The sequence below is a fragment of the Thioalkalivibrio denitrificans genome (assembly GCF_002000365.1).
Classification (GTDB): Bacteria; Pseudomonadota; Gammaproteobacteria; order Ectothiorhodospirales; family Ectothiorhodospiraceae; genus Thioalkalivibrio_A; species Thioalkalivibrio_A denitrificans.
Map to the genome: position 1 here is coordinate 1 of NZ_MVBK01000039.1, position 26,813 is coordinate 26,813.

Below are 26,813 nucleotides of genomic sequence, written 5' to 3' on the forward strand. Positions count from 1 at the left end.
GGCTGGGCTCCTACAAGTAAGCATCGCAGGATATGCTTCGCTCCTTCGCGAGAACCTCCTACGCTTTACCTGTGAACAACCTGTTGGGGTAACACAGCTAGGCCTCCCGGGCCGCGGCGAAGCGCTCGGCGGCACGTTCCGGCCCCAGCAGTGGCCAGAGGTCGCGCATCTCGGGCCCGTGGGCCAGCCCGGTGAGCGCTGCGCGCAGCGGCATGAACAGATCGCGCCCCTTGCGGCCCGTGGCCTCGCCCACCCGCCGGGCCAGCTCCCGGAAATCCTCGGGGGGCGGTGACAGCGCCCCGATGGCGTGTTCGAAAAAGTCGCTTCCCGCCGCCTCGATGGCTTCGCGGGCTGCCGCGTCGGCCTCGGGCGGCGCGCCGAACAGGCGGTCGGCCCAGTCCCGGGCGTCGCCGGGGAAGCTGATGTTATCACGCACCACCTTGAGGAAGGCGGCGCGCATCGGCTCGGGCACGGCACTGTCCAGCACCGAACCGAGCCACCGTTCCAGTTCGGCATCCGAGAGCGACAGCACCGCCTGGTGCTGCCAGTGATCCAGCTGCACCGGGTCGTGGCGCGCGGGCGCGCGACCCAGGCGCGCAGTGTCGAAGCCCCGCGCCAGTGCATCCGGATCCATCAGCCCGTCGTCCTCGTAGCTGTGGCCCAGGCGCGCCAGGTGATTGAGCAACGCCCGTGGCAGATAGCCGCGTTCGCGCAATGCTTCCAGGCCCACCGCGCCGTGGCGCTTTGACAGCGGCGCGCCGTCGTCACCCATGATCAGGGAGATATGCCCGTAGGCCGGCACCGGCAGATCCAGCACCTCCATGATCATCATCTGGCGCGGCGTGTTGGCCAGGTGATCCTCGCCCCGCAGCACGTGGGTGACGGCCATCATGGCGTCGTCGACGGCGTTGCTGAAGAAGAACGAGGGCGTACCGTCGGAGCGGCGGATCACGAAATCCCCGATGGTGTCCGTGTCGTATGTCTGGGGTCCGCGCACCAGGTCCTCGAAGCCCACGCGGCGCCCCGGCGGCACGCGAAAGCGCAGCGTCGGCTGCAGCCCCTTGTCAAAACGTGCACGGACCTCGTCGGCGGACAGACGCGCACAGGTGCCGGGATAGCGGGGCGGCTGCCCCGCGGCCAGCTGCGCCTTGCGCGACAATTTGAGGACCTTGTCACTGCAGAAGCACGGGTAGGCGAGCCCGGCCGACTCGAGGCGCTCATAGTGGGTTGCGTAGATTTCCCCACGGGCAGACTGGAAATAGGGCCCGTGCGCACCGCCGATCTCCGGTCCTTCCTGCCATTCCAGGCCCAGCCAACGCAGATCACCCATGAGCGATGCCACATGGCTTTCTAGGCTTCGCTCGGCATCGGTATCCTCGATTCGCAACAGGAACACCCCACCCTCACGGCGCGCCAGCAGGTAGCTGAAAAGGGCCGTACGCAGGTTGCCCAGATGCAGGTGCCCGGTGGGGCTTGGCGCGAACCGGGTCTTGACGGGGCTGTTCGACATGGCGCGAATGGTAGCGAAAAACCCCGACACACGACACAGCTTGAAGACCTGCGGCTTTCACCGACCCACCCGCCGCGCTATGATGCGGGGTCTTCCAATGCCCAAACCGGATACCCGAATCCATGCCTTACCTGATCCGACAGCTTTTGACCGTGAGCCTGCTGCTGTCCGCAACCATGGGAAGCCTTGCAATGGCCGAGAACCAGAACCCCAAAGTGAGCATCGAGACCTCCAAGGGCACGATCGTCGTGGAACTGTACGCCGACAAAGCGCCCGAAACGGTGGCGAACTTCATGCAGTACGTCAACGACGGCTTCTACGACGGCACCATCTTCCACCGGGTCATCCCCGGATTCATGATCCAGGGCGGCGGCTTCACCCCGGACATGTCCCAGAAGCCCACGCGCGACCCGATTCGCAACGAGGCCAACAACGGCCTCAGCAACGAGCCGGGCACGCTGGCCATGGCGCGCACGCCCAACCCCCACTCCGCCTCTGCGCAGTTCTTCATCAACGTCAAGCACAACCGCTTCCTGGACTTCCAGTCCGAGACCCAGCAGGGCTGGGGTTATGCCGTGTTCGGGCGTGTGGTGGAAGGCATGGACGTGGTGCAGGACATCGAGAACGTGCCCACGGGCAACCACGGCATGCACCAGGACGTGCCCGTCGAGCCGGTGGTCATGACCCGGGTGGCCCCTGCCGAGTAACGCCGGAGACGTGGCGAAAACGCTCTTTATCTCGGACCTGCATCTGGACAGGGAACGTCCGCACATCCTGACACTCTTCGAGCGGTTCCTGCGCCATGAGGCCCGGGACGCCGATGCCCTCTATATCCTTGGCGATCTCTTCGAATACTGGATCGGCGACGACGACGACGCGCCGCACCTGTCCGGCCTGGCCGACGCCCTGCGCGCGTTGAGTGAGTCGGGCGTGGCGCTGTACTTCACCCACGGCAACCGCGACTTCCTCCTGGGCCCGGCCTTCGCCGAGCGCACCGGCATGAGGCTCCTCGACGAGGAGACGGTCATCGATCTCTACGGACGGCGCGCCCTGCTCATGCACGGCGACAGCCTGTGCACTGACGACCACGAGTACATGGCGTTCCGCGACATGGTGCGCACCGGGCACTGGCAGGCCGACTTCCTCGCCCGCCCGCTTGCGGGCCGCCGCGAGGAGGCCGAAGCCATGCGCCGGCGCAGTCGGGAGAACGGGCGCACCAAGGCGCCCGAGATCACCGACGTCTCACAGGCCTCCGTGGAAGACGCCATGCGCCGTCACGACGTCGACCTGCTCATCCACGGACACACCCACCGGCCCAAGATCCACGACCTGCTCGTCGACGGCCGCCCCGCACAGCGCATCGTCCTCGCCGACTGGTACGAAACGGGCGGGATGCTGAAGGTGACGCCGGAGGGGATGAAATTGGTAAAGGTTGAAGGATGAAGGATGAAGGCTGAGTGCTGAGTGCTGAGTGCTGAGTGCTGAGTGCTGAGTGCTTAATGTAAGGGACTGTAGCATTCAGCATTCAGCATTCAGCATTCAAAAGGAGGGTGCTTTCATTCATCATTCATCCTTCATACTTCATCCTTTCACCATCGATACCCCACCCGCATCCCCACCGTCCTCGGCGCGCCCCAGTGGCGCTTGGTGCCTGTCAGCGGATCATTGCGCAGGATCGTCTGCGCGTAGAGCTCGTCGGTGACATTGTTCACGAACAGTTCTGCATACCAGTCGTTGCGGGCATGGCTGTCGTAGGCCAGCCCCAGATTGAGCAGCCCGTAACTGCCCTGGCGCACGGCCGGGTCCTGGTAGATGTTGAAAAACACCTGGGACTGATAGCGGTAGTCGCCGTGCAGCGTCAGCGTGCCCCGGTACAGTGGCCAGCGGTACGCGGCACCCAGGTTGGCCGAGACATCCGGCGCCTGCGGAAGCCGCTTGCCGGATCGGTCGGGATCGACATCGGGATTGTTGGGATCGACCGAATCGAATTTTCGGAAACGTCCCTTCATCAGGGTCATGCCCAGGCCCAGGTCCAGCGCTTGCGTGACCCCCCAGAGCATGTCCAGCTCGAGACCGGTGATGGTTGCACGGGCCGCGTTGATGACGCGTGGAAAGGTGCCCTCCTCTGCGCCGCTCGGTGGCGTGTTGAGTTGCAGGTCCCGATAGTCGTAATGGAACAGCGACGCGTTGAAGCGTGAACGCCGGTCCGGGGAGGAGACCTTGTAGCCCGCCTCGTAGGCCCAGAGGAATTCGGGGTCGAACGGGTCCTGGATCGTCGAGGTATTGAAGCCGCCCGCCTTGTAGCCGCGGGATACCCTGGCGTAGTAGAGCTGCTGCAGCGACGGCGTGAACTCCACGCCGAGTTCCGGCGTCACCGCCTGCCAGGTGTCCCGCTCACGCTGCGTGGCCACGGCCGTATCGGTGCCCGACGTTCTGGTATGCACCAGGTCGATCTCCCGACGGTCATGACTGTAGCGGAGCCCCGCCGTCGTGCGCCATCTCGGGCTCCATCGATAACCCAGTTCGCCGAACACCGCATACGCGCGCGTATCCACCGTGCCGTCCGGAACATTGCGCGCATCCGCCTGCGGCAGGCGCACATCCAGGGTCTGGTTCGCGCGTTCATCGAGCACAAACAGCCCCGTGACCCAGGAGAACGTGCGATAGGGCGAAGTGGACAAACGCAGTTCCTGTGTCCAGGCAGTGGAATCCCCGCTGGGATGGTTGGAGGCAAAATCGGCATCGGTCCCGTCCAGGTCCGTCTGCAGGGCCGCGTCGGTGGTGAGATAGGCCGTCGTGGAACGCACCTCGACACCGTGCCGGTTCCAGATCAGACGGGCGCTGTAGCGGTCCGCGTCCAGCTCGATGCCGGGCGGAACGTTCTCGGTAATCTTGCGGGGGTCGTCCGGGACCGTGCCGCCCATGTTGATGCCGCCACTGGTCCCCACGTCGGGATCCGGCTGCGAACCCATGGCCCGGGAACTGTCCTCCCGGTAGCCCTCCACCGTGAACAATGCCGAGAAATCCGGAGAGGGCTCGTAGAGCAGCTTGGCCCGGCCGGCGTGGAAGTCCTCGTCGTTGGCATCGGTGCCGAGAAAGATGTTTTCCATGTAGCCGTCCCGCCGGGACACAATGCCGGCCACCCGCATCGCCCAGGCCGAATCACTGAAGGGCACGTTGACGGCACCACGCATCTGCCGCCGGTTGTAGTTTCCCACCAGGAAGTCCACATACCCGGAGCGATACGGCTGCGGGTCCACCGTGTGAATGCTGACCGCACCGCCCACCACGTTGCGCCCCAGATGAACACCCTGTGGTCCCTTGATCACTTCGACCCGGTCCACGTCGTAGAAATCGACGATCAGGTCATAGGCGCGAGGGAGGTAGACGCCGTCGATAAAGGCCGCGACGCTGGATTCGGCGCCGGCAGAGATGAAGTCGCTGCCCACGCCGCGCAGGTAGGGCTGACCCAGCACGGTGTTGGTCTTGAAGACAAGGCCGGGGCTGCGGTACTGCAGATCGATGGTGTTGCTCACCCCGGAGCGGTCCAGTTCCCCGCCCTGGAAATGATCCACGGTTCTCGGCGTGCGCTGTGCGTCGATCAGGCGCCAGTCCGGACTGATCAGTACGGGCAGTGGTGCGGTTGCGTCATCTGCAACCGCAACATCGGAGAGGCAGGGTGTCACGCCGAGCACAATCGAAGACGCCAGCGCGGAAACCCGCAGCCCCCGGATACGCCTCATGACCCCTACCCCCGACCCGCTTCGAGAACGCAGCGTGTTTTTTTGAAAGTATCAAGGGAGACTAGTGTACCCCGCCACTCATTTTGCAACATTCAGAGTGTGACTGAGTCGACAGTGCAAGGCGCAATCCGCAGTGAATGGCAAGCCCTTTACAAGGATTGGAACGCAGCAATGTCGACTCAGACACGCTCCCGAAGGGCGAGCCGGAAAGCGCTCATCTGCGGCGTTATGTCTCTTGGCAAGGACGCTGCCATTGCCTGCGAGCCATGCCTTGCAGCTAAGCGCTTTCCGACTCGCTGAATGTTACAAAATGAGCGGCGGGGTACACTAGCACCCGGGTACGCACCCGCAAGCGTCGGTAAATCTTACAAGGTTGCCCCTGTGACATGCCGGTCACGGATTGGCATGCGTCCGGCCGCGATCAGTTCTCTTCCGCAGTCCCCGGCCCCAGGCGTTCCCGAAGGATCTCTTCCGAGACCGGCGGCAAGGCCGTGGAATGCACCGCCCTCGTGCGTTCGTTCATGCGGTGGATATCCATGACCGACTGTGCGTCTGCACTCGATTCGATGGGCGCCAGCACCTGCCGTTCGCGCAGGTAACGGCGTACATCGTCCACCAGTTCCTTGGTCAGATCATCGCTGGGCTCCATGTCGAGCACGTAGCGCGGCTGCTCCAGGTTCATGGCACCGCTGACCGCAATGATGCTCGATCCGATACGGCTGACCACCAGCCAGGGCGTGATACTGGATCTGAGTGCATGACTCTCCGAGCGATTCGAATCCAGAATGCTGCTGCCGGTGCCCAGCCTGACCTGGCTGTAGGTGCCGCTGGCACGGAATGCGATCAACTGGGACTGAAACCGGATCTCACCCAGGTACATGTTGGCCACGTACGCCACGCTGCGTCCGAGCAGCCACAGGAGCAACGGGCCGAGGAAGAACATGGCCGCCTGCGCGCTCAGCGGTCCCGGCTCGTGCACGAGCTGAAAGAGCCACAATGCGGCACCCAGCAGCAGCAGCTGCCCCAGCACCGCACCCGGCAATGCCAGTGGGTCGCGCCGCTGGCGCGCCAGCGGTTCGGGCTGGATCTCCTGCAGCGTCTCTCCTTCGAAGGTGCCCTGGTTGTTGCCGCTCTGCTCGTGCAGATCGGGCTCGGAAAGGTGATAGACCCGGTTGGGGATATCCAGATAACGGTGGTTCGCCAGCGTCATCTCGATGGCGCGGAAGATGTCCTTCGGGTGCACCGTCTCCTGCCAGTGATCCCGGTATTCGGACACGTCGGTGGGCACCGAGCGCCGCGGCGCCCGGCGCCAGGCCATCAGGAACGAATACACAAAGGCCAGCACCACGGCAGCGACGAGAGCGGCAAGCCATGGCCAGGGGGATACGGGAAGCTCCGGCAAGCCGGTTGTGCGCTGCTCCTCCAGGAGGATCATCAGAATGCCCAGGGGCAATGCCACCCACAGCAGCGCCAGACGCACCGCCAGCCCGAGAAACTGGCCAAAGCTGCGCTGCTGAAATGGCGTGCGGCTGGACGAGGTGCGTGGATTGCGCAGGTCCGTGTTGCGCCACAGCGGCGTCGGCTGGTAGACCACCCAGATCAGCAGGATCGCCACCAGTGCTGCCGCACCGAGATAATCGAACACCGCCGTCCCCGTGATCTCCACCATGCCAAGCGCACGGGCCGACAGGAACATCAGGCCCAGGATCGCCAGCACCACCATCGCGTGCCACAGGGCCATGAACAGCTTCAGCGTGATCCAGCGCATGGGATGGGGCAGAAAGATCATGGAGAAGCACAGCCCGTTGAGCAGGCGCGCCAGCCAGCCCCTGGGTTCCTCGAACGTGAGGTTCTTGCGCCCGCTCAGCATCTCGCTGAGCTTGGCGGGATTGTAGATTCCGGGATGCCGGAAACTCTCCTCGCTGCCCGGTGCAATGGTGGCGGACGCCGCCACCGTCGAGGCCAGGTTTGCCGGTACACCCCGGCCCGTGTAGAAGCGGAACATCTTGAACAGACCAAGGCCCAACGCATACAGACCGACGGCGAGCAGCAGCACGCCGACCGCCAGTTGCAGGGCCACCCGGGCATCCGGCTCCGCCACACCCTCCTCCACACCCGCATACAGCAGGAGATAGATGCCCAGGGGTGCCACGATCAGGCCGCGCACCGCGTAGGCTGCACCTTCCGCCTTGAACGGATTGCGGACCTCTATTGCCTGTGAGCCGTACTCGAACCCCATGGCCATGCCTCCTCAACTGTCGCTTCCCTCGAACCCGCATCTGCATCAGGCACGCAACCGCGAAGGTCATTCCCCGGTTGCGTGCCTGTTGCACCCTCCCGCACGCCGGCCCGCGGCTCCCCCTTGAAACCCTTCTTCCCGCACGCTCAGAGATCCGGCCTGACACCCCTGTCACGATGCGCCGCCTCGACGGCAGCCTCGATCTCGGCGCCGAAGCGGTTGAACGCCTCGTTGAACATCTGCTGGTTCATGACCACCACATTGAGTTCGCGCGCGAGACTGGGCCTGCCTTCGGCAGGCACGATCTCAGCACGGACAGTGAGGCCGCAGCCGCCGTTCCAGTTCATCCGCCTTTGAAACGTGGGACGAGGCCCGTTGACGCAGCGGCTTCTGTTCGCACTTTCCCCGCGAGGAATGGGCGAACCGTTTGGCAGGTAGAGCCAGCTGTAGGTCGTCGTGCCGCGCCGGTGGCCGAGACTGTAATAGCCCTCTTCCGTTGCGCGCATGTGAGGCTCCCCGTACTTCTCCTCCAGTGCCTCGGTCAGTGCGCTGAGGGTCGGATACCGGTCCTCGGGGAAGACCGTGCGCCGCCAGATGATCCCGGCCCGCTCCTCGCCCGGCATGCCGGTCAGGGCAACAATGAACTCCTGGGTGACGTTTTGCAGCAGCTCGAAACCGTAACCGCCGTCTTCGCAGCGGCCATCGCGCGCCGCCCTGGAGGCGGGCGGACAGAGATCCCCGTCCGCGGCCCTGAGCAACTGGCGTGTCTCCAGACCCTGGCTTCGGCGTGCCCATGCCTGCGCCACATCGAAGTTGTGTATGTCGCCGCGGCATTCGAGGATCGCCTGAATATCGTCAAGGCTCATGCCAGGCCGCAGATCCGCCACGTCATCGACCGGCGCGCCCGCGGGCCGCGACGCCATGGACAACGCCGGCGGACATTCACGGCGCGCCATCTGCTGATGACGCTCCTCTCTCGCTGCTTCCGCCGCCGCCATCTGCGCCCGGGCGTGCTCCTCGGCGGCGACCTGGACGCATGTCTCCTCCGCCTCTTCCGCGACCTCGATTGCCCTCACGAGTTGGGGGTCGTTCCACCCCGCCATGGAAAGCGCCTCCAGCTCGGCCTCGGTTTCGGCCGTGTTCACGGATCTGGCGAATTCGGAAAACGCCGCAAAGGTTTCACTGTCGAGCCGGTCCCAGAGGGCGTTGGCCGTGCAGACACAGATATCCTGAAGCCTCCCTTCCTGGACGCAGAGTTCCACAATGGCCCGTGTCTCTGCACGAGGGGAGGCGCCGTCACCGGAATCCGCCGAAACCTCCGCCGTGTCCCCTCCCCCACAGGCGGAGAGCACGAACAGAGCCATGACGGCAACAAGGGTTGATGGAAAGTCGATGACCATGCGTTTCATGACTTTGCCTCCTCACGTTCCGAGGCACTTCGACGGGAAGCGCGCTGTGTAAGATCGAACGCCCCTTTGTCGAAACGGGGGCCTGCATTCGCGGGACACGTCCGTCCCGGCGAGGCACAGCATGACCCGCGCACCGCATCACCGGCATCGCAGACAAGCGTGTTCCCGTGCCGACAGCACGGATTGCGACGCGGGTCGGGCGTAGCCCGCCCGCGTCCGCTTCGCTACACTCCGTGGGCGCTGAAGAAAGCCAACAGCGCCACACCCTGCAGCGCAATCGTAATGATGGGCAACACCAGGAGGGCAGTGAGAATGAGCACGATGCCGTGACCGGTGCCACCCCGGGTCATCACGACGATGCCGAGTATGATCCCGACAAGCATCATCGGCCCGACCACGAACCACCCCACAACGGGGATGAACGCGAACACGAAGCCGATCGCCAGGCAAATCCACCCGGCCTTGGCGACGCCCTTGTAGTTGGTAAGCTGGGCCAGGTGCTGCGCGGCGAGGTCGTTGCTCGAGGCCCCGGCCGGACCATTCATTGTCTTGGTTTCTTGATTCATGTCGGCGCTCCATGAAGACAGGGACAGTGACGGACCCTGAGGGGTGTCGGCCGTACGCCGGACCCCTGATCCGAGTGTGCGGCGACCCGGGTGCGGCACGCTTCCGGGTATCCACAGGGAAAGTGTCACGAGTCACAGAACACGACACACCTCCCAAATGGGGGGAATGCCGGGGCCAATCGAAAATGCCGCGTCATGGCGAGCGGCCGACTGGGTGGCGGGATTGGGTAAGGCGGCAGTCCGACAGGCTCCTAGCCCGGACATTGCATCAAGGATCGCGAANNNGCGAGACAGGCCCAGAGGGCGCAAGCATCGCGATAGGCCGGCGGCGAGGTACAAACTGTCACCACGGCCTTTCGGCCAGATACGCCGATTTATGCCACTCATTCAGAAGCATGCGCGAAGCCGTCGGCCGCCTTGGTGCAATGTCCGGGCTAGAGGACTGAGAAGCGCTTCAGCATGGGCGCCGTTGCGATGTCCCGATTCCGTTGCGGATCCGGGGCAATTGCGGCCGTGCGGAATCCGTGACTGCCGTTTCGATACGCGGCTCCACAAAGCCGGCTTCCAGCACCTGTTCCGACAGCAGGGTCTTGACCAGTTGGGGCTGACCGCCGGTACCCGTTTTCTGGAAGATGTTCTTCAGGTACCAGCGCGCGGTCTCGTACGTAAGTCCATTGGAATCCGCTGCGGCCCTGAGGGACTCGCCGCGCACCAGGCTTCGGGCAAGCCGCGCCTCGGCACCTGTCAGTCCGTAACGGTGGCGCAACCAGTGGTCAGGCACCACTGCCTCCAGTTCCGGATCCGAGATCATCAGGGCCACCGCCGCGCGACGCACCATGAACAGGCTTTCCGACAGGCGTGCAAGGGGAACGGCGGTCGCGCGCAGGGGCCGCCTGCCCCTCTCGCGGCGAATACCTGCCGCCTGGGGCAGATCCGTGCTCCACCCCATGTGCACCGACAGCGCACCGCTCAGAGTCGCTTCAAGCGCCCGGTTGTCCTCCGCATGCAGGGCACGCACCCTCGCATCGCGCACGTGCAGGCCTTCGCCTCGAGCCAGGAGTTCCTCGGCGAAACGGTTCGCATGCACCAGGCGCAGTCCGGTATCCAGCAGAATGACCCCGAAACGCAGGTGATCCAGTACGCTGAGGCCTCCCGCCGTACCGGCCTCTCTCTGGTTCAGGCGGTAGGCGACGCCCACCGCACGCATCAGGTGTCCGGACAGATTCTGGAAACGCCGGAACTCGGGTCGGGTGAACTCCCCGGGGCGTTGTCCGCGATACATGTAGAACTTGGTTCTCAGGTCACCGTCGGAGCGCAGCGTCGTACTGAGGGAATGGATGAACCCCTGCGGTTTCATCCAGTCGTTGTAGTACTCGGTCGACCGGTAATAGCCGGGCCGTTTGTAGTACGCGTCCAGGGAACGATCCGTGCGGATGCAACCGGGCACCTGCAACTCGGGGACCCGGCACCACGGATTGTCACGCATGTAATACTGGACGTAATCACGCACGTAGCCCGGGTCGATGTCGCGCAGTTCCACCACCGAGACATCGCCGCTGTGCATGTCGGCACAATAAAGCCCCACGGACGTGCAGCGAAACGCGTCCTGCAGGGACTCCATCACCTCCGGCCACACGGTGGCATCGACGGCCGCCGCGTAAATCCGATCGATGAGTTGATTGAGTGCATCCATGACGGGCGCTCCTCGCGACGGGAACCGAACCCTGACCGGTGCTATAGTCCGTAGAATTTCTGTGACCGGCGTCTCCCAACCCAGAAAAATAGCAGACTTCGCATTACCCTGCCGGTCTGGCGCGCGTGGAGTGTAAGGTTCTCCGACACCGCGCGGACGGAATCGGGCGCATGAGCGGGGAGGACGGATCGACATGGAAGCGGGCATACCGATTCAGGTGTTTCTCCCGTGGGTGATCGCGGCCCTGATGCTCGGCGTGGGCCTGGGGCTGCATATCACTGATTTTCTTGCGCTGTTCAGAACCCCGGGCGTGGCGCTGCTGGGCCTGACGAACATGTTCCTGGTCTTTCCTGCGCTGGCCTTTCTGCTGGCATGGGCGTTCTCTCTGACCCCGATGCTGGCCGTAGGCCTCGTCCTGCTGGCGGCCAGTCCGTCGGCATCCACCTCCACGGTGTTCACGGATCTGGCGCGTGGAGACACAGCGCTTTCCCTTGCGCTGACCGCCGTGAGCAAATTTCTGCCCGTTCTCACCATCCCCCTCTACGTGAGCATTGCGGCACGCTGGTTTGCCGACATGGAGACGGCCTTCTCGCTGAGTTTTGCCGACACATCAGAGCGCATGGTGGTGATGGTCCTGATCCCCCTGATCATCGGCATGGCCATCCGCCACCACCGACCCGAACTGGCCGCGCGTGCAAGGCGACACGTGCTGCGCATCGCCCTCGCGGCGCTTGTCGTCCTCATCGTCGTACTGGTTCACCGGGAACGCCACGCGCTGCCCGGCATGCTCCTCGCCGCCGGGCCGGCCGCCCTAGCGCTGTGCCTGGCCGGCATGTGCTGGGGTTACGCATCCACCGCGCTGGCGGGCTACGGGTGGCGGAAGCGCACCGCCGTGACTCTGGAGATGGCCATGCAGAGCGGCGGCACCACCATCGCCATCGCCGCCGGCATCCTGGCCGTCCCCGCCATGGCCGTGCCCGGCGCAGTGTACTCGCTGATCATGTACGTGGTGGCAGGGCTGTTCGTCGCTTACGCGACATGGTTTGCTGCCGATGCGCCGCTGGGCGTCAGGAGGAATCTGGGAAAACTTTGAACTGGGAAAAGCAAACCGCCGTCAGCACTCAGCACTCAGCACTCAGCTTTTACCTTCAACCTTCAACCTTCATCCTTCAACCTTTCAATATCTCCATCTCCCTCTCGGTAAACCCTGCCTCTCTGCGCGCCGTTTCGTGGAACGGTGGTCTGATGCGCCCGGGCATGTATTCGGCGATGAGTTCTCCAAAGGTTTGCTCCGGATCGAGGCCGCGCTGATGGCACAGGTGACGGAACCAGCGCGTGCCGATGGCCACGTGGCCCACTTCCTCGCGCAGGATGATGTCCAGGATCTCCACGGTCTGCAGATCGCCGGCCGTCGTCAGCCGTTCCATCATTCCCGGCGTCACGTCCAGTCCGCGCGCCTCCAGGACGCGGGGTACCAGCGCCATGCGCAGCATCGGATCATGGGCCGTCTTGACCGCCATCTCCCAGAGTCCGTTGTGGGCGTCGAAATCACCGTACACGTGACCCAGACTCCAGAGACGCCGGCGCAGCATGAGGAAGTGCTGTGCCTCCTCGGCGGCCACCTGCAGCCAGTCGGCGTAGAAGTCATCGGGCAGGCCGCGAAACCGGTACACCGCATCCAGCGCGAGGTTGATGGCGTTGAACTCGATGTGCGCAATAGCGTGCACCAGTGCCGCCTGCCCCGCGGGCGTCGTGAGCTTGCGCCGCGGCACCTCCAGGGGATCCACGAGCCGCGGTTTCTCCGGGCGACCCGGAGTCTCCACCGCCTCCGGCGCCAGTGAATCCGCCGTCGCCGCGACCCTGCCCGCTCCCCAGCGCGCACGCAATGCCGCTGCCATGCGGCACTTGGTAGAGGGATCCGCCTGCATCAGTGCCTCGAAGGCAGCGCCATGCACACAGTTTACGGTTTCAGTTTGTCTGCCCATTTTCAGATGAAAATCTTTTCACCACGAAGCACACGAAGGACACGAAGCAATTCGAAATCAAAAGAATGTTTCTCTCGCAAAGACGCAAAGCCCGCAAAGAAGATCTCTTTTAAATCAATGAATGCCTTTGAAGTTCTTGGCGGGCTTTGCGTCTTCGCGAGAGAAATGCCTTTTGTCTTTTCTTCGTGTCCTTCGTGTGCTTCGTGGTAGAACCAAACCACACTCAATCCCCGGCACGATCGCGCACGATGCCGATGACCAGGTCCATGACGTTGGTGCCCGTGGGGCCGGTGTGGATGAGGTCGCCGGCGGCGGCCAGGAAGCGGCCGGAGTCGGCGCGCGCGAGACAGTCGGCGGCGTCCAGGCCCTCCGCCCCGCCCCGAGCCACGGTGTCGCCGTCCACCAGTGCACCGGCGTCTTCGCTGTTGCCGTCGGAGCCGTCGGTGCCGGCCGCCAGCAGGCGCACGTGGTCGTGGCCTGCGAGCACACGCGCGGCTGCCAGGGCCAGATGCTGGTTGCGTCCGCCGCGGCCGGGATCGTCGGGCAGATGCACGTGGGTCTCTCCGCCCCACACGTGCACGCCGGGTTCCGACCGGATCAATTCCCGCGCCAGGCGTTCTCCAGTGGCGGCCGCTTCACCGTCGAGAAACGCGTCGTGACGAAACACCGGCAGACCGCGCAGGCGGGCGGCCGCGACCACGGCATCCATGGCCTTGCCCAGACTGGCCACGATCTCGACGCTCACCGGTGTCGCCGCCTCGGGTCGCAGCGGCATCTGGGCCAGTTCGTCGACCCATGCGAGTTCGTCGGGCACCGCAGGCCACTCACCGCGCGGTTCGCCCACCACCAGCAGACCCGAACCGATCACGGACGGATCGTCGCCGGGCACATCGGAGACCAGCAGCGCGCGGGCGTTGCGCCCTGCCAGACGCCCGGCGAGACGACCGCCCTTGATCACCGACAGCGCGCTGCGCACCCGGTTCATGGCGGTGATATCCAGGCCCGCCCCGAGCAACCAGCGGTTGAGCTCGGCGAGCCGCGCCGCATCGATGCCGGTCACAGGCACTTCCAACAGGCTCGAGGTGCCGCCAGAGATCAGGAACAGCAGATGGGCGTCAAGCGGTGCTTCATCGATGAAGGCCAGCAGCCTGGTCCCGGCTTCAAGGCTTCGTTCACCGGGCAGTGGATGCTCCGACTCGATACACTCGATGCGCTCGTCCGCGCACAAGCCGGCATCCAGATACCCCTGCCGCGTCACCACCAGCGCCCGGGCAAGTCCGTCCCCGAGCACAGTCAGTGCGCCCTGCATCATGGACGCGGCAGCCTTGCCCAACGCGATGACGTGTGTGTATCCCGGAGCATACTCGGGCCCGCGTGACGAACCACCATTTGCGGCAAGCGCGTTGCGCACGGCCGTCTCGCCGTTGACGGCAGAGAGCGCCGCCTGGAACAGCCAGTGCGGCAGTTGCGGATCCGCCAGGTCTGTGGGGTGTACGGTCACCCGACGGCGGCCACGCTCAGCCGCCCAGACCCTGGGCCAGGTCCGCCTGGATATCGGCGATCGATTCCAGCCCGACGGCCACGCGGATCAGGCCTTCCCCGATGCCCTGTTCCTCACGCTGCTCCGGGGTGAGTCGGCCGTGGGTGGTGGTGGCCGGATGGGTGATGGTGGTCTTGGCATCGCCCAGGTTGGCGGTGATGGACAGCATCTCGGTGGCGTCGATGACCCGCCAGGCCGCCTCGCGGCCACCCGGGACATCGAACGAGACGATGCCGCCGAAGCCGCTTTGCTGGCGCTTCGCCAGTTCGTGCTGGGGATGATCCTCGAGCCCCGGATAGTAGACACGCTCCACCGCAGGGTGGTCCCTGAGCCAGTTCGCCAGCTGCATGGCGTTGTCGCTGTGGGCACGCATGCGCAGGGCCAGGGTTTCCAGGCCCTTGATGAACACCCAGGCGTTGAACGGGCTCATGGTGGGCCCGGCCGTGCGCAGAAAACCGAACACCTCCTTGCCGACGCGCTCCGCATCGCCCACCACCGCACCGCCCACGCAGCGCCCTTGCCCGTCCAGGTACTTGGTGGCCGAGTGGATGACGATGTCCGCGCCAAGCGCCAGCGGCTGCTGCAGGGCCGGCGTGCAGAAACAGTTGTCCACCACCAGCAGGCAGTCCCGGGCACGGGCCAGTTCCGCCAGCGCCCGGATGTCCACCAGCTCGGTGAGCGGATTGGAGGGGGACTCCAGGTAGAGCATGCGTGTACCGGGCCGGATGGCCGCCTCCCACTGCGCCAGGTCGGGCAGCGACACGAAGCTCACCTCCACGCCGAAGCGGGTCAGGTAATTGCCGAACAGCGACGTGGTGGTGCCGAACACGGAACGCGACGAGACGATGTGGTCGCCCGCCTTGAGCAGCGCCATGCAGGTGGAGAGGATCGCGGCCATGCCGGACGAAGTGGCGACGCAGGCTTCACCGCCCTCCATCGCCGCCAGCCTTTCCTGAAACGTGCGCACCGTGGGATTGGTGAACCGGGAGTAGATGTTGCCCGGTTCCGTGCCGCCGAAGCGCGCAGCCGCCTGGGCGGCATTCTCGAACACGAAACTGGAGGTGGGAAAAATGGCCTCCGAGTGCTCTCCCTCCGCGGTGCGGTGCTGACCGGCGCGCACGGCGCGGGTCTCGAATGCATAGTCCTTGGGATCTTTCATGGGCAGGTCCGTCAGGTCACCCCGGCCATGGCGACGACGCCTTCGGGGTGCACGAAAAATAAGTGTCTGGCATGAGTCGGTTGACTCTGCCAACATGATACACGACGCACGGAACTCGTGGCCGACAGCCGGTCAAAGGGGCGGGATAAAGGCCGTAGCGGGCCGACCCCATAAGCAATAACATGGCGGCCCCTGACACGCCGCGAACCGGGACCTACCCAGCATGCTCGCCACCGTCGCCTCCGTTTACTCGCTGCTGCTGGGCATGGGCATCCTGCTGGCCGGTTCGGGTCTGCTGGGCACCCTGCTCGGCCTGCGCGCCGGCGCCGAGGGCTACTCCGAGCTGCTCATAGGCCTGATCATGTCGGCCTTCTTCGTCGGCTATATCGTCGGCTCCCTGGTCTGCCCCTCCCTCATCCGGCGCGTCGGACACATCCGCGCCTTCGCCGCCCTGGCCGCGATCGCGTCCACCGCATCCATGCTGCACGGCCTGATCATCGATCCGGTCGTGTGGTGGGTGCTGCGCGCAGTGACCGGGATTGCGGTCCTGGGCCTGTACATGGTCATCGAGAGCTGGCTCAACGAGCAGGTGCGCCACCACCGGGGCCAGGTGTTCGCGGTCTACATGATGGTGAGTCTGATCGCCCTGGGCGCGGGCCAGTTTCTAATCCTGTTCTACGGGCCCGGCGCGCTGGCCAGTTTCGTGCTGGTGGGCATGTTGTTTTCCCTCGGGCTGCTGCCGGTGGCACTCACCCCGGTCAGCCAGCCGATTCCCGTCGAGGCGCCGCATTTTCCGCTCAAGGGGCTGTTCCGCCGCTCGCCGGTGGGCTTCGTGGGTTCGCTGGTGTCCGGTCTGATTACCGGCACCTTCTGGGGCCTGTCGGCGGTATTCGCCCTGGCCGTGGGCCTGGACGAGCTGGGCGTCGCTTTGTTCATCAGCGCGGTCATCTTCGGTGGGGCCCTTCTCCAGTGGCCCATCGGCCACCTGTCCGACAACCGCGACCGGCGCGTGGTGCTGGTGGTCGTGTGCCTGCTGGGGGCCATCGCCGCCACGGCCATCTTCGCCGTGGCGGGCGTGTCGACGACCGCATTGCTGGTGGCGGCCGTCCTGTACGGCGGCTTCTCCTTCACCCTCTACGCCTTGAGCGTGGCCCACACCCACGACCGCGTGGACGTGCACCACGTGCTGGAGGCCACACGCGGCCTGCTGCTGCTCAACGGCATCGGCGCCGCGCTCGGTCCGATACTCGCGGGCCTGATCATGCATTTCACCGACACCCGCACCTTCCCGCTGGTCCTGGGCGTACTGCTGGTCATTCTGGCGTTGTTCATCCAGCACCGCATCCGGATAGACCGGCCAGTGGTACCCGAGGAACAGGGCGAGTTCGTGCCGGTCACCCGCACCTCGCCGGTGGCCGCCGAACTGGATCCAAGAACCGATATGGAACCCGAACTGGAACTGAACAAGTGAAGCGAATTCAAGATTCAAAATTCAATATTCAATATTCAAGGGGTGGATCGGGGCATTGCCAAGTGTGAAGCCAGATTCGCCTTTCCTTTGAATCTTGAATTTTGAATTTTGAATTCAGCTTTCCACGTACTCCGCCTGGAGCCGTCCGCCGACGCTGCACAGCAACTCGTAGCTGATGGTGCCGGCGACTTCGGCGATCTCGTCCACGGGCAGACCCTCACCCCACAGGGTGGCCATGTCGCCGACGCGCACATCGGGGACATCGGTCACGTCCACGCCCAGCATGTCCATGGACACCCGGCCCATGAGCGGACAGCGGTGCCCGCGTACCAGCACGGGGGTGCCGCTGGGCGCGTGACGCGGATACCCGTCGCCGTAACCGATGGCCACGATGGCCAGCGTGCGCGGCCGCTCGCAGACGTACGTGCCGCCATAGCCCACGGCATCACCGGGCCTGAGCGGCTTGACCGCCACCACCGGCGCGCCCACGGTCATCACCGGGCGCAGGCCCATGGACTCGGCGCTGACGCCGATCAGCGGCGAGGCGCCATAGAGCATGATGCCGGGACGCACCCAGTCCCGGTGCGCGGCGGGCATGCGCAGCACCGCGGCGGAATTGGCGATGCTCTGTTCGCCGGGAAGCCCCGCCACGGCCTCGTCAAAGGCACGCAGTTGTGTCTCGGATTCGGGTCGCGCCGGTTCGTCTGCGCAGGCCAGATGAGTCATAAGGCCGGGATGGCCCGCTACGAGGTCGCCGGTTCGGAGTCGTTGCACCAGCGCGGCGGCCTCGACGGGCGCAAACCCGAGGCGGTGCATGCCGGTATCAAGTTTCAGCCACACGGCCGGGGGTGTCTCCAGGTGTGACGATTCCAGGCACGCAAGCTGTCCCGGCTCATGGAGCACCGTCTGCGCGTCCAGGCGCACCACCTCGACCAGTTCGGCGTCGTCCTTGAAGCCCTGGAGCACTACCAGCGGCTGCGTAATGCCCGCCTCGCGCAGGACCGCGGCCTCCTGGACACAGGAGACCGCGAAGGCGTCGCTCAGGCCTGCCAGGGCACGCGCCGCTTCCCGCATGCCGTGGCCGTAGGCGTCGGCCTTGATCACGGCCATGACACGGCTGCCCGGTGCGGCGGCACGGGCGACGCTGAGATTGTGACGCAGGGCGTTGAGATCTATGCGGGCGCGGGCGGCCCGCCTCACGAGAAGGCCTCGTTGGAATAGACCTCGGGGACGTAGTTCTCGAAGCGGGTGTACTGGCCCAGAAACGTCAGGCGCAGGGTACCGATGGGGCCGTTGCGCTGCTTGGCGATGATGATCTCGGCCGTGCCCTTGTCGGGGCTGTCCTCGTTGTAGACCTCGTCCCGGTAGATGAAACAGATCAGATCCGCATCCTGCTCGATGGCGCCGGACTCGCGCAGATCCGACATCACCGGACGCTTGTTGGGCCGCTGCTCCAGGCTGCGGTTGAGCTGCGACAGCGCGATCACCGGTACGCTGAGTTCCTTGGCCAGCGCCTTCAGCGACCGCGAGATCTCCGAGATCTCGGTAGCGCGGTTTTCCGTGTTGCCGGGGAGCTGCATCAGCTGCAGGTAGTCCACCACGATCAGCCCCAGCTGCTTGTGCTCGCGCATGAGCCGGCGCGAGCGGGCACGCACCTCGGTGGGCGACAGCGCCGGGCTGTCGTCTATGAACAGTTGCGCCTCGGAAAGCATCGACACGGCGCTGGTGAATCGGGGCCAGTCGTCGTCCTCGAGCCGGCCGGTGCGAAGCCGTTGCTGGTTGATGCGCCCCAGTGAAGAGAGCAGACGCATGGAAAGCTGCTCGCCGGGCATCTCCATGCTGAACACCGCCACCGGCGCCTGCTGCTTGAGCGATGCGTACTCGGCGATGTTCATGGCAAAACTGGTCTTGCCCATGGACGGGCGCCCGGCAATGATGACCAGATCCCCGCCCTGCAGGCCCGAGGTCATCTCGTCGAACTCGCCGTAGCCGGTGGGCAGGCCGGTGATGGGATCGTCGCGCTCGTAGAGCATCTCGATGTGCTCCACCGTCGAGCGCATGAGCGCGCGCATGGCGCGAAAGCCCTGGCGCGAACGGGCCCCCTGCTCGGCAATCTCGAACACCTTCTGTTCGGCTTCATCCAGGAGTTCGCGGCTTTCCCGCCCCTCGCTGTTGAAACCCGAATCGGCGATCTGCGTGCCCACGCTGATCAACTGCCGCAGCACGGAGCGCTCGCGCACGATGTCCGCATAGGCCCGGATGTTGGCGGCGCTGGGCGTGTCCCGGGCCAGCAGTCCCAGGTAGGGCAGGCCGCCGGCGTCTTCCAGCTCGCCACGGGCCTGCAGCCGCTCGGAGAGCGTGACCACGTCGAAGGGTGTATTGCGTTCGGCCAGTTCGCTGATGGCGCGAAAGATCAGGCGGTGGTCGTGCCGGTAGAAATCCACCTCGGCCACGCGGTCGGCCACGGCATCCCAGGCATCGTTGTCCAGCATGAGCCCGCCCAGGACCGCCTGCTCGGCCTCCTGGGAATGGGGCGGCATCTTGAGCCGCTCGGTGCTGCCCGGTGCTGCGGCATTGCGCTGGGGTTCAGCCATGGGATTCCGTCTTCGCCATGCGGGAGTCACAGTATGCTACAGGCGACGCCGGCTCGCATCCGCCGAAGACGGCCTGCAAGGGACACCACGAAAAACGCCCGGGGATCAGTGACCGCACGGGCGTGGAGCATATGGAGGAACGGGCATCGACGGGCCGGAACCTCCCGCCGGTACCTGGCGTCGACCCCGGGGGCCGGCTTGCGCCGGAGACGGCTCGAGGTGCCTTACTGCTCTTCCACAACCACCACCTTCACGGTGGCGTTCACGTCGGTGTAGAGGTGCAGCTCGATGTCGTACTCGCCGGTCTGGCGGATGGGGCCCTGGGGCATGCGCACCTCGCGCTTTTCCACCGCGACCCCGGCCGCCGTGACGGCATCCGCGATGTCATGGGTACCCACGGAGCCGAACAGCTTGCCCTCGCCGCCCGACTTGGCGGCGATGGTCACCGGCTCCAGGGCGTCGAGCTTCTCGCGGCGGGCCTCGGCGGCGGCCAGCGCCTCGGCGGCGGCCTTCTCGAGCTCTGCACGGCGGGCCTCGAACTCGGCAATATTCTCGGGCGTGGCAAATTTCGCCTTGCCCTGGGGCACCAGGAAATTGCGGGCGTAGCCGGAACGCACGCGCACCTTGTCGCCCAGGTCGCCCAGGTTGTCCACCTTCTCAAGCAGAATCACTTCCATCACTGTTTACCTTCGTCGTTGACGATTGTCGCTTCAGGGGAGGGTCGCACTGTTCACTCCCCTTCCCCGCCGGACCCGGGGCGTTTGCCCAGACGGGTCCTGAAATCAAATGCGCTGTCGAGCACGCCGAACGCCGCCAGCATGGTCATCATCTGCGGCATGGCGATCACCAGCAACACGTACATGCCCACCAGCCAGAACCGGTTCATGTCCAGCTGGCGCGTGAGCGCGTGCACCAGTGCGACACCCTGGATGAAGAACACCACCAGGAACACCATGCTCAGTTCCATGAGCAGGTCCGACTGACCCAGCCAGGCGCCGCCCAGACTGACCGCCAGCAACACGGCCGGCACCTTGCCCAGCTGCAGCCGCTGAAACTCCTCCGCGAACCCGCCGGGATTGTACAGCACCGACTGCCAGTAGCGCGCCAGGATCAGGGCCAGCACCAGCGTCAGCACCATGGCCGCCGCCAGCAGACCGGTCATCACCGGCGCCACCTGGCGCAATGCCTGTTCGACCTCCGCCGGGCTCATACCCGTCTGCTGCAACAGGGGCCCCAGGATCGCCTGCAACACCGTGACCCACATCTGCGCCACGTCGGCGACCGCCGCACGCACCAGCAGGATCACGCCGCAGGCAATACCGGTGGCCGTCAGCAGCATGTTCGGCCAGGACACCGTGCGCCGCAGCACCTCGGCCAGCACCATGGCCGGCAGCCACTGCACCAGCCCGGTGCCCACGCCCACCAGCGGCTCCATGCCCATGGCCCAGGCGAGCATGCCCAGCACCACGGCGGAAATTGCCGCGACCACCGCCGCGTGATTCAGGCCGGCGCGCAGGGCCACCAGGGCCACCGCCGCACTGCTGACCACCGCCAGCGGCGGCAGGGCCAGCCCGCCGACGCCGAACGCCACCGTGGCGGTCACGGCGCGCGTGCGGCTCTCCATGATGAACGAGGCCAGCGGCTTCATGGCTCGACGAACCGGCGGGAAACGGTCCCCGCCCGGTTGCGCGTGATCAGTGGTTGTCCGTGTAGGGCAGCAGCGCCAGATAGCGGGCACGCTTCACGGCGGTGGCCAGCTGGCGCTGGTAGCGCGCGCTGGTTCCGGTGATGCGGCTCGGCACGATCTTGCCCGTCTCGGTGATGTAGTTCTTCAGAGTGTTGAGGTCCTTGTAGTCGATGTACTCGACACCCTCGGCGGTGAACCGGCAGTACTTGCGGCGGCGAAAGAAACGGCTCATGGGTCAATTCCTCGGTGTTCTGGGCAGGATGGATCAGTCGGCGGACTGGCGGCGATCATCGTCGTCGCTATCGCTGTCGTCGTCATCGTCGCTGCGACTGTCCTCGCGGGCACGGCGGGACCCGGACTCCCCGCCCTCGTCCTCGTCGTGGCCCTTGGCCAGGGGCGAGGTCTCGGTGAAGGCCCGGTCCATGCGCATGACCAGGTGACGGATCACCGCATCGTTGAAGCGGAACGCGCTGACCAGCTCCGCGAGGGCGCTGTCGCCGCATTCCACGTTCATGAGCACGTAGTGGGCCTTGTGGATCTTGTTGATGGGATAGGCCAGCTGGCGGCGGCCCCAGTCCTCCAGCCGGTGGATCGTGCCGCCCTCGCCCTCGATGAGGCCGCGATAGCGTTCGATCATGGCGGAGACCTGCTCGCTCTGGTCCGGATGGACCATGAACACGATTTCGTAGTGACGCATTGTCTGCTCCTTACGGGTCAAAGCCTCCCGGCACATCCGGTGAGGCAAGGAGAAATCCGGGGTGTGGCCCGGAAAAGCCGCCAATCATAGAGGACACCGGGCAGTGGTGCAACGATTCGCGGGCAGGACGGGTATTCAAGATTCAAAATTCAAGATTCAAGGGGAAAAGCCCTGTTAGGCCGCCCTCCCTTGAATCTTGAATTTTGAATCTTGAATCAGACAGCGGCCTGCCGCTGCCGCACCGCCTCGAACAAACACACGCCAGCGGCCACGGACACATTGAGGCTGGAGACGCTGCCGAGCATGGGGATGGAGACCAGCAGGTCGCAGCGGTCCCGGGTGAGGCGGCGCATGCCCTGGCCCTCGGCGCCGAGGACCAGGGCCAGCGGGCCTTTGAGGTCGGCCTGGTAAAGGGACTGCGGGGCGTGGTCGTCGGTGCCTGCCACCCAGACACCGGCCGCCTTGAGGGCATCCAGCGTTCGGGCCAGATTGGTCACCTGCACCAGGGGCACGCTCTCGGCGGCGCCGCTGGCCACCTTGCGGACTGCCGGTGTGAGTCCGGCTGCCCGGTCCTTCGGCACCACCACGGCCATGACGCCGGCGGCATCGGCCGTGCGCAGGCAGGCGCCGAGATTATGGGGATCGGTGACACCGTCCAGAACGAGCAGCAACGGGTCCTGCGCCTGGGCCGCCCGCTCCGGCAGATCGGCCTCCGTGAGGGCCGGCAGGGCATCGCCCTCGGCCACTACACCCTGGTGCCGCACCCCGGGACAGAGGCGCTCCAGTTCGGCGGCCTCCACGCGCTCGACACGAACGCCGGCCTCGTGCGCCGCGGACAGGATCTCGCGCATGCGCGCGTCGCGGCGTCCGGCATCCGCCCACAGGTGCCGTACGGTCACCGGCCTGCGCCTGAGCGCGGCGAGCACAGGATGCAGACCGTACAGCCGCAGGGCGTCGGTCATGGACGTACTCAGCGCCCGGAGCGGCGGGGACCGCGCCGTCGGCGCTGCTTGCGCCGTGGCCCGCTCTCCCGACTGTCGGCCTGTTCCTCGCGCGTCTGCTTCCCGCCGCCTTCCTTCCTGCGGGTGCGGCGGCCCGCGGGTTTGTCACCGCGCGCCTCGTCATCGTCCCGATCTTCGTCCGCGGCCGGGATGAAGTCGATCTTGCGCTCGTCCAGGTTGACCCGCACCACCTGCACACGGATGGGGTCACCCATACGGTAGACGCGCCCCGTGCGCTCGCCGGTCATGCGGTGACCGATGGGATCGAAGTGATAGAAATCGTTGGACAGGCCGGTCACGTGCACCAGGCCTTCCACGTAGATGTCCTTGAGTTCCACGAACAGGCCGAACGAGGTGACGGAGGTGATCACGCCGTCGAAGACCTCGCCCACCTTGTCCTGCATGAACTCGCACTTGAGCCAGCCTTCCACGTCCCACGAGGCCTCGTCCGCGCGGCGCTCGGCCATGGAGCAGTGCTCGCCCAGGGTCACCATGTCGTCGTGGCTGTAATGAAAATCCTTCGCCTTGCCGCCGCGCAGCAGGTGGCGGATGCCCCGGTGCACCAGCAGGTCCGGATAGCGGCGAATGGGCGAGGTGAAATGCGCGTAGTCATCATGCGCCAGTCCGAAGTGGCCCACATCGTCGGGGCTGTACACCGCCTGCTTGAGCGAGCGCAGCAGCACCGTCTGAATAAGGTGGGCATCCGGGCGATCACGCACCTGTTCCAGCAACAGCGTGTAGTCCCGGGGCTGGGGCTCCTCGCCGCCGCCAAGGCTCAGGCCCAGTTCCCCCAGGAACTGGCGAAGCTCCTCCACCTTCTCCGCCTTCGGGCCGGGGTGGACCCGGAACAGCGCCGGGAGTTTGTGCTTTTTGAGGAACCGGGCGGCCGCCACGTTGGCGACGATCATGCACTCCTCGATGATCTTGTGGGCGTCGTTGCGCTCATAGGGCACGATGCGCTCGATCTTCTTGCCTTCGCCGAAGATGATCTTCGTCTCGGTGGTATCGAAGTCGATGGCGCCGCGCTTGTCCCGGGCGCTGCGCAACACCTTGAACAGGGCGTGCAGCTCCTCCAGGTGCGGCACAAGATCGCCATGCGCTTCACGCAGTTTCCGATCCCTGTCCAGCACCATTGCGGCCACGGCGGTGTAGGTCAGCCGGGCATGGGAGCGCATCAACGCCTCGTGGAAGCGGAAACTCCTGATCCGGCCGCGACTGGTGACCTCCACCTCGCAGGCCATGCACAGGCGGTCCACCTTCGGGTTGAGTGAACACAGCCCGTTGGACAGCACCTCCGGCAGCATGGGGATGACCCGCCCCGGGAAATACACCGAGGTGCCCCGGTGGCGCGCCTCCTGATCCAGGGCGTCGCCCGGCTGTACGTAATGGGACACGTCCGCGATCGCCACCCACAACCGCCAGCCGCCGCGCTCCAGGCGCTCACAATAGACGGCGTCGTCGAAGTCCTTCGAGTCCTCGCCGTCGATGGTGACCAGCGGCATGTCGCGCAGGTCCAGCCGGTCGCGCTTGGCCGTGCTGGAGACCCGGGGGCCCAGGCGGTCGGCCGCTTCCGTGACCTCCTCGGGCCATTCGAACGGCAGGCCGTGGGCGCGGATGGCCACGTCGATCTCCATGCCCGGCGCCATGTGCTCGCCCAGCACCTCGACGATCTCGCCGATGGGACGCGTATGCTTGGTGGGCTGCTCGCGAATGGCGGCGATGACGATCTGCCCCTCGCGCGCACCGCCCATGGCCTCGGGCGGGATGAGGATGTCCTGGGTGATGCGCTTGTTGTCAGGCGCGACGAAACCGATCCCTGCTTCGGAAAACAGCCGCCCCACCACCTGTTGCGTATTGCGCTCCAGCACCTCGATGACGGCACCCTCGCGCCGGCCGCGCCGATCCATACCCACGACCCGCGCCACCGCACGGTCGCCGTGCAGCAGGCTCTTCATCTGCCGGGGGGAAAGAAACAGGTCGTCGCCGCCGTCGTCCGGCACCAGGAAGCCGAAACCGTCGCGATGGCCGATCACCCGCCCGCGCACCAGGTCGTCCTGGTTGACCGGCACGTAGGCGCCGCGCCGGTTGCACACCAGCTGCCCGTCGCGCTCCATGGCGCGCAGCCGCCGGGAAAGCGCGTCAACATCCACGTCCGCGGTCAGGTCCAGGCGCTCAGCCAGGCGCTCGAAGCCCACCGGGCCCTCGGCCTCCCGGATCACCTCCAGGATCAGCTCCCGGCTGGGTATGGGCCGCTCGTAGCGGGCGGCTTCGCGTTCGAGATGGGGATCCCTGGGGGCGTTCTTCTTTTTTCTGGTCATTTCACGTGTGCTGGAAGAAGTGGAAACCGCCCCGGCGCGAGCGTTGACATCCCCCGTGGGTGACGCTACATTGCGCGCTTCCTGAAGCGCAGGAACATCCTGTCTCTTTGCCGAGGTGGCGGAATTGGTAGACGCGCTAGCTTCAGGTGCTAGTGGGGGTAACCCCGTGGAGGTTCAAGTCCTCTCCTCGGCACCATCTTCCCTGTCATGGCCGTCGCATCAACGGGCCGCGCTCCCGCGGCGAAGGCGCAAGTCTACGCGGGTTGCGTGAAGATTCCTACCGTTGCCCGGGCTGCGCGCCAGTTCCCCAAAATCAGTCCGCATCCAGCGCCAGCGCCGATTCCGGCAGTGTCTGCCCGCCGTCCACCACCAGTGTCTGTCCGGTGATGTAACGCGCCTCCTCGGAGGCGAGAAAGAGCATCGCGTAGGCGATGTCCTCGGGCTCGCCGAGATGGCCCAGGGGAATCGAAGCCTCCATCCTGCGCAGGTAGTCGGCCCCCACGTCGGTGAGGCCCTCGGTGCGAATGTTGCCCGGCAGCACGGCGTTAATGGTGATCCGGTCCCGGGCAAACTCGATGGCAGCGGTGCGCATGAAACCCAGCAGCCCCGCCTTGGTGGCGCCGTAGTGGGCCCAGCCCGGAAAACCGGTCATGGGGCCCGTGATGGACGAGGTCAGCAGTACCCGCCCGCCGCCCTGGCGGCGCATCTGCGCGCTGCAGGCCTTCACACAGAAAAAGGCGCCCTTGAGGTTGATGTCGTGCACGTGATCCCAGTCGCGCTCGGTCATCTCCTCAATGCTCACCGACGGAAAGATACCGGCGTTGGCCACCAGCACATCGATGCCGCCGAAGTGGCTGAGCGCCTCCGCGGCCATGGCCTCCACCTCGGCCCGCTGGCTCACGTCGGTCACGCAGGTCACCGCCTGCCCGCCCGCATCGAGGATGGCCCGGGTGGTCTCCTTGGCGGCATCCGCGTCCCTGTCCACCACCAGCACCCTGGCCCCCTCCCGGGCGAACACCCGGGCGATGGTGCGGCCAATCCCCTTGCCCGCCCCCGTGATCACCACACTGCGATCCTGGAATCGTTCAGTCATTGCCTCTCACCTCGGCTGATCGTTGCCTGTTCCCCGGTTGGACGCGCAACGGCGCCTCGCGTTCCGGGGCTAGCCCGGACATTGCACCAAGGATCGCGAATGATTGTG

The 26,813-nt window shown here is 65.6% G+C and carries 23 protein-coding genes and 1 tRNA gene; 5 read left to right on the forward strand and 19 right to left on the reverse strand.

What is annotated here, in order from left to right; genetic code table 11:
- Positions 1–97: 97 nt before the first annotated feature.
- Positions 98–1,510: a glutamate--tRNA ligase gene (gltX, locus tag B1C78_RS06795; RefSeq protein WP_077278405.1), complete on the reverse strand. Its 1,413-nt coding sequence runs from the start codon at positions 1,508–1,510 to the stop codon at positions 98–100.
- Positions 1,511–1,701: 191 nt separating this feature from the next.
- Here gltX and B1C78_RS06800 point away from each other — a divergent pair, with 191 nt between their 5' ends.
- Positions 1,702–2,217 carry a peptidylprolyl isomerase gene (locus B1C78_RS06800; protein ID WP_139349839.1) on the forward strand — a complete coding sequence of 172 codons (516 nt, stop codon included), beginning with the start codon at positions 1,702–1,704 and terminating at the stop codon, positions 2,215–2,217.
- Between the two features lie 10 nt (positions 2,218–2,227).
- Positions 2,228–2,953, forward strand: coding sequence for a UDP-2,3-diacylglucosamine diphosphatase (locus B1C78_RS06805; protein WP_077278407.1), 726 nt, complete (start codon positions 2,228–2,230; stop codon positions 2,951–2,953).
- Positions 2,954–3,099: 146 nt separating this feature from the next.
- Here B1C78_RS06805 and B1C78_RS06810 read toward each other — a convergent pair whose 3' ends face one another.
- The 5 genes from B1C78_RS06810 to B1C78_RS06830 form a co-directional block, all read right to left on the reverse strand.
- On the reverse strand, positions 3,100–5,253 hold the full coding sequence (locus B1C78_RS06810; RefSeq protein ID WP_077278408.1) for a TonB-dependent receptor: 2,154 nt from the start codon (positions 5,251–5,253) through the stop codon (positions 3,100–3,102).
- Between the two features lie 421 nt (positions 5,254–5,674).
- Positions 5,675–7,492 (reverse strand): hypothetical protein, encoded by a 1,818-nt coding sequence (locus tag B1C78_RS06815; RefSeq protein WP_139349835.1) that lies wholly within the window; start codon positions 7,490–7,492, stop codon positions 5,675–5,677.
- A gap of 146 nt (positions 7,493–7,638) precedes the next feature.
- Positions 7,639–8,901, reverse strand: a complete 1,263-nt coding sequence (locus tag B1C78_RS06820; protein WP_139349836.1) for a hypothetical protein — start codon at positions 8,899–8,901, stop codon at positions 7,639–7,641.
- Between the two features lie 224 nt (positions 8,902–9,125).
- Complete coding sequence (locus B1C78_RS06825; RefSeq protein ID WP_139349837.1) at positions 9,126–9,467, reverse strand: hypothetical protein; 342 nt, start codon at positions 9,465–9,467, stop codon at positions 9,126–9,128.
- Positions 9,468–9,921: 454 nt separating this feature from the next.
- Positions 9,922–11,160, reverse strand: coding sequence for a helix-turn-helix transcriptional regulator (locus B1C78_RS06830; protein WP_077278412.1), 1,239 nt, complete (start codon positions 11,158–11,160; stop codon positions 9,922–9,924).
- Positions 11,161–11,353: 193 nt separating this feature from the next.
- Here B1C78_RS06830 and B1C78_RS06835 point away from each other — a divergent pair, with 193 nt between their 5' ends.
- The gene (locus B1C78_RS06835) at positions 11,354–12,253 is read left to right on the forward strand and encodes a bile acid:sodium symporter family protein (RefSeq protein WP_077278413.1); all 900 of its coding nucleotides are present in this window, start codon (positions 11,354–11,356) and stop codon (positions 12,251–12,253) included.
- A 76-nt stretch (positions 12,254–12,329) separates the two neighbouring features.
- Here B1C78_RS06835 and B1C78_RS06840 read toward each other — a convergent pair whose 3' ends face one another.
- From B1C78_RS06840 to B1C78_RS06850, 4 genes are read right to left on the reverse strand one after another with little or no spacing between them, the layout of a single operon-like run.
- Positions 12,330–13,145, reverse strand: coding sequence for a ferritin-like domain-containing protein (locus B1C78_RS06840; protein ID WP_077278414.1), 816 nt, complete (start codon positions 13,143–13,145; stop codon positions 12,330–12,332).
- Positions 13,146–13,147: 2 nt separating this feature from the next.
- Complete coding sequence (locus tag B1C78_RS17365) at positions 13,148–13,366, reverse strand: hypothetical protein (protein ID WP_139349838.1); 219 nt, start codon at positions 13,364–13,366, stop codon at positions 13,148–13,150.
- A 2-nt stretch (positions 13,367–13,368) separates the two neighbouring features.
- Positions 13,369–14,646: a glycerate kinase type-2 family protein gene (locus B1C78_RS06845; RefSeq protein ID WP_245795345.1), complete on the reverse strand. Its 1,278-nt coding sequence runs from the start codon at positions 14,644–14,646 to the stop codon at positions 13,369–13,371.
- Positions 14,647–14,662: 16 nt separating this feature from the next.
- Positions 14,663–15,844, reverse strand: coding sequence for an O-succinylhomoserine sulfhydrylase (locus B1C78_RS06850; protein ID WP_077278415.1), 1,182 nt, complete (start codon positions 15,842–15,844; stop codon positions 14,663–14,665).
- A gap of 223 nt (positions 15,845–16,067) precedes the next feature.
- Between B1C78_RS06850 and B1C78_RS06855 the strand changes: the two genes are divergently transcribed.
- The gene (locus tag B1C78_RS06855) at positions 16,068–17,315 is read left to right on the forward strand and encodes an MFS transporter (RefSeq protein WP_077278416.1); all 1,248 of its coding nucleotides are present in this window, start codon (positions 16,068–16,070) and stop codon (positions 17,313–17,315) included.
- A 114-nt stretch (positions 17,316–17,429) separates the two neighbouring features.
- Here the strand turns inward: B1C78_RS06855 and alr are convergent, their stop codons facing one another.
- The 8 genes from alr to rnr all read right to left on the reverse strand — a co-directional run bounded on the left by alr (position 17,430) and on the right by rnr (position 25,612).
- Positions 17,430–18,515, reverse strand: a complete 1,086-nt coding sequence (alr, locus tag B1C78_RS06860; RefSeq protein WP_077278417.1) for an alanine racemase — start codon at positions 18,513–18,515, stop codon at positions 17,430–17,432.
- Entirely contained in the window at positions 18,512–19,909 is a 1,398-nt protein-coding gene (dnaB, locus tag B1C78_RS06865) for a replicative DNA helicase (RefSeq protein WP_077278418.1), read from the reverse strand. Before dnaB ends, alr begins: the two co-directional genes overlap by 4 nt.
- Before the next feature lie 224 nt (positions 19,910–20,133).
- Positions 20,134–20,586: a 50S ribosomal protein L9 gene (rplI, locus tag B1C78_RS06870; RefSeq protein ID WP_077278419.1), complete on the reverse strand. Its 453-nt coding sequence runs from the start codon at positions 20,584–20,586 to the stop codon at positions 20,134–20,136.
- A 53-nt stretch (positions 20,587–20,639) separates the two neighbouring features.
- The gene (locus B1C78_RS06875) at positions 20,640–21,557 is read right to left on the reverse strand and encodes a DUF2232 domain-containing protein (protein ID WP_077278420.1); all 918 of its coding nucleotides are present in this window, start codon (positions 21,555–21,557) and stop codon (positions 20,640–20,642) included.
- Positions 21,558–21,603: 46 nt separating this feature from the next.
- Complete coding sequence (gene rpsR, locus B1C78_RS06880; RefSeq protein ID WP_077278421.1) at positions 21,604–21,828, reverse strand: 30S ribosomal protein S18; 225 nt, start codon at positions 21,826–21,828, stop codon at positions 21,604–21,606.
- A 33-nt stretch (positions 21,829–21,861) separates the two neighbouring features.
- Positions 21,862–22,293 (reverse strand): 30S ribosomal protein S6, encoded by a 432-nt coding sequence (rpsF, locus tag B1C78_RS06885; RefSeq protein ID WP_077278422.1) that lies wholly within the window; start codon positions 22,291–22,293, stop codon positions 21,862–21,864.
- 215 nt (positions 22,294–22,508) lie between these two features.
- Positions 22,509–23,255, reverse strand: coding sequence for a 23S rRNA (guanosine(2251)-2'-O)-methyltransferase RlmB (gene rlmB, locus B1C78_RS06890; protein ID WP_077278423.1), 747 nt, complete (start codon positions 23,253–23,255; stop codon positions 22,509–22,511).
- Positions 23,256–23,263: 8 nt separating this feature from the next.
- Positions 23,264–25,612, reverse strand: a complete 2,349-nt coding sequence (gene rnr / locus B1C78_RS06895; protein ID WP_077278424.1) for a ribonuclease R — start codon at positions 25,610–25,612, stop codon at positions 23,264–23,266.
- 109 nt (positions 25,613–25,721) lie between these two features.
- Here rnr and B1C78_RS06900 point away from each other — a divergent pair.
- A tRNA-Leu gene (locus tag B1C78_RS06900) sits at positions 25,722–25,808 on the forward strand.
- Positions 25,809–25,925: 117 nt separating this feature from the next.
- Here the strand turns inward: B1C78_RS06900 and fabG are convergent.
- Complete coding sequence (fabG, locus tag B1C78_RS06905; RefSeq protein WP_077278425.1) at positions 25,926–26,705, reverse strand: 3-oxoacyl-ACP reductase FabG; 780 nt, start codon at positions 26,703–26,705, stop codon at positions 25,926–25,928.
- Positions 26,706–26,813 lie beyond the last annotated feature (108 nt).

Coding starts and splice junctions, on each gene's coding strand:
- gltX (WP_077278405.1), bottom strand. CDS start 1,510: ATGTCGAACAGCCCCGTCAAGACCCGGTTCGCGCCAAGCCCCACCGGG.
- B1C78_RS06800 (WP_139349839.1), top strand. CDS start 1,702: ATGGCCGAGAACCAGAACCCCAAAGTGAGCATCGAGACCTCCAAGGGC.
- B1C78_RS06810 (WP_077278408.1), bottom strand. CDS start 5,253: ATGAGGCGTATCCGGGGGCTGCGGGTTTCCGCGCTGGCGTCTTCGATT.
- B1C78_RS06815 (WP_139349835.1), bottom strand. CDS start 7,492: ATGGGGTTCGAGTACGGCTCACAGGCAATAGAGGTCCGCAATCCGTTC.
- B1C78_RS06820 (WP_139349836.1), bottom strand. CDS start 8,901: ATGAAACGCATGGTCATCGACTTTCCATCAACCCTTGTTGCCGTCATG.
- B1C78_RS06825 (WP_139349837.1), bottom strand. CDS start 9,467: ATGAATCAAGAAACCAAGACAATGAATGGTCCGGCCGGGGCCTCGAGC.
- B1C78_RS06830 (WP_077278412.1), bottom strand. CDS start 11,160: ATGGATGCACTCAATCAACTCATCGATCGGATTTACGCGGCGGCCGTC.
- B1C78_RS06835 (WP_077278413.1), top strand. CDS start 11,354: ATGGAAGCGGGCATACCGATTCAGGTGTTTCTCCCGTGGGTGATCGCG.
- B1C78_RS06840 (WP_077278414.1), bottom strand. CDS start 13,145: ATGGGCAGACAAACTGAAACCGTAAACTGTGTGCATGGCGCTGCCTTC.
- B1C78_RS06850 (WP_077278415.1), bottom strand. CDS start 15,844: ATGAAAGATCCCAAGGACTATGCATTCGAGACCCGCGCCGTGCGCGCC.
- B1C78_RS06855 (WP_077278416.1), top strand. CDS start 16,068: ATGCTCGCCACCGTCGCCTCCGTTTACTCGCTGCTGCTGGGCATGGGC.
- dnaB (WP_077278418.1), bottom strand. CDS start 19,909: ATGGCTGAACCCCAGCGCAATGCCGCAGCACCGGGCAGCACCGAGCGG.
- rplI (WP_077278419.1), bottom strand. CDS start 20,586: ATGGAAGTGATTCTGCTTGAGAAGGTGGACAACCTGGGCGACCTGGGC.
- B1C78_RS06875 (WP_077278420.1), bottom strand. CDS start 21,557: ATGAAGCCGCTGGCCTCGTTCATCATGGAGAGCCGCACGCGCGCCGTG.
- rpsR (WP_077278421.1), bottom strand. CDS start 21,828: ATGAGCCGTTTCTTTCGCCGCCGCAAGTACTGCCGGTTCACCGCCGAG.
- rpsF (WP_077278422.1), bottom strand. CDS start 22,293: ATGCGTCACTACGAAATCGTGTTCATGGTCCATCCGGACCAGAGCGAG.
- rlmB (WP_077278423.1), bottom strand. CDS start 23,255: ATGACCGACGCCCTGCGGCTGTACGGTCTGCATCCTGTGCTCGCCGCG.
- rnr (WP_077278424.1), bottom strand. CDS start 25,612: ATGACCAGAAAAAAGAAGAACGCCCCCAGGGATCCCCATCTCGAACGC.
- fabG (WP_077278425.1), bottom strand. CDS start 26,705: ATGACTGAACGATTCCAGGATCGCAGTGTGGTGATCACGGGGGCGGGC.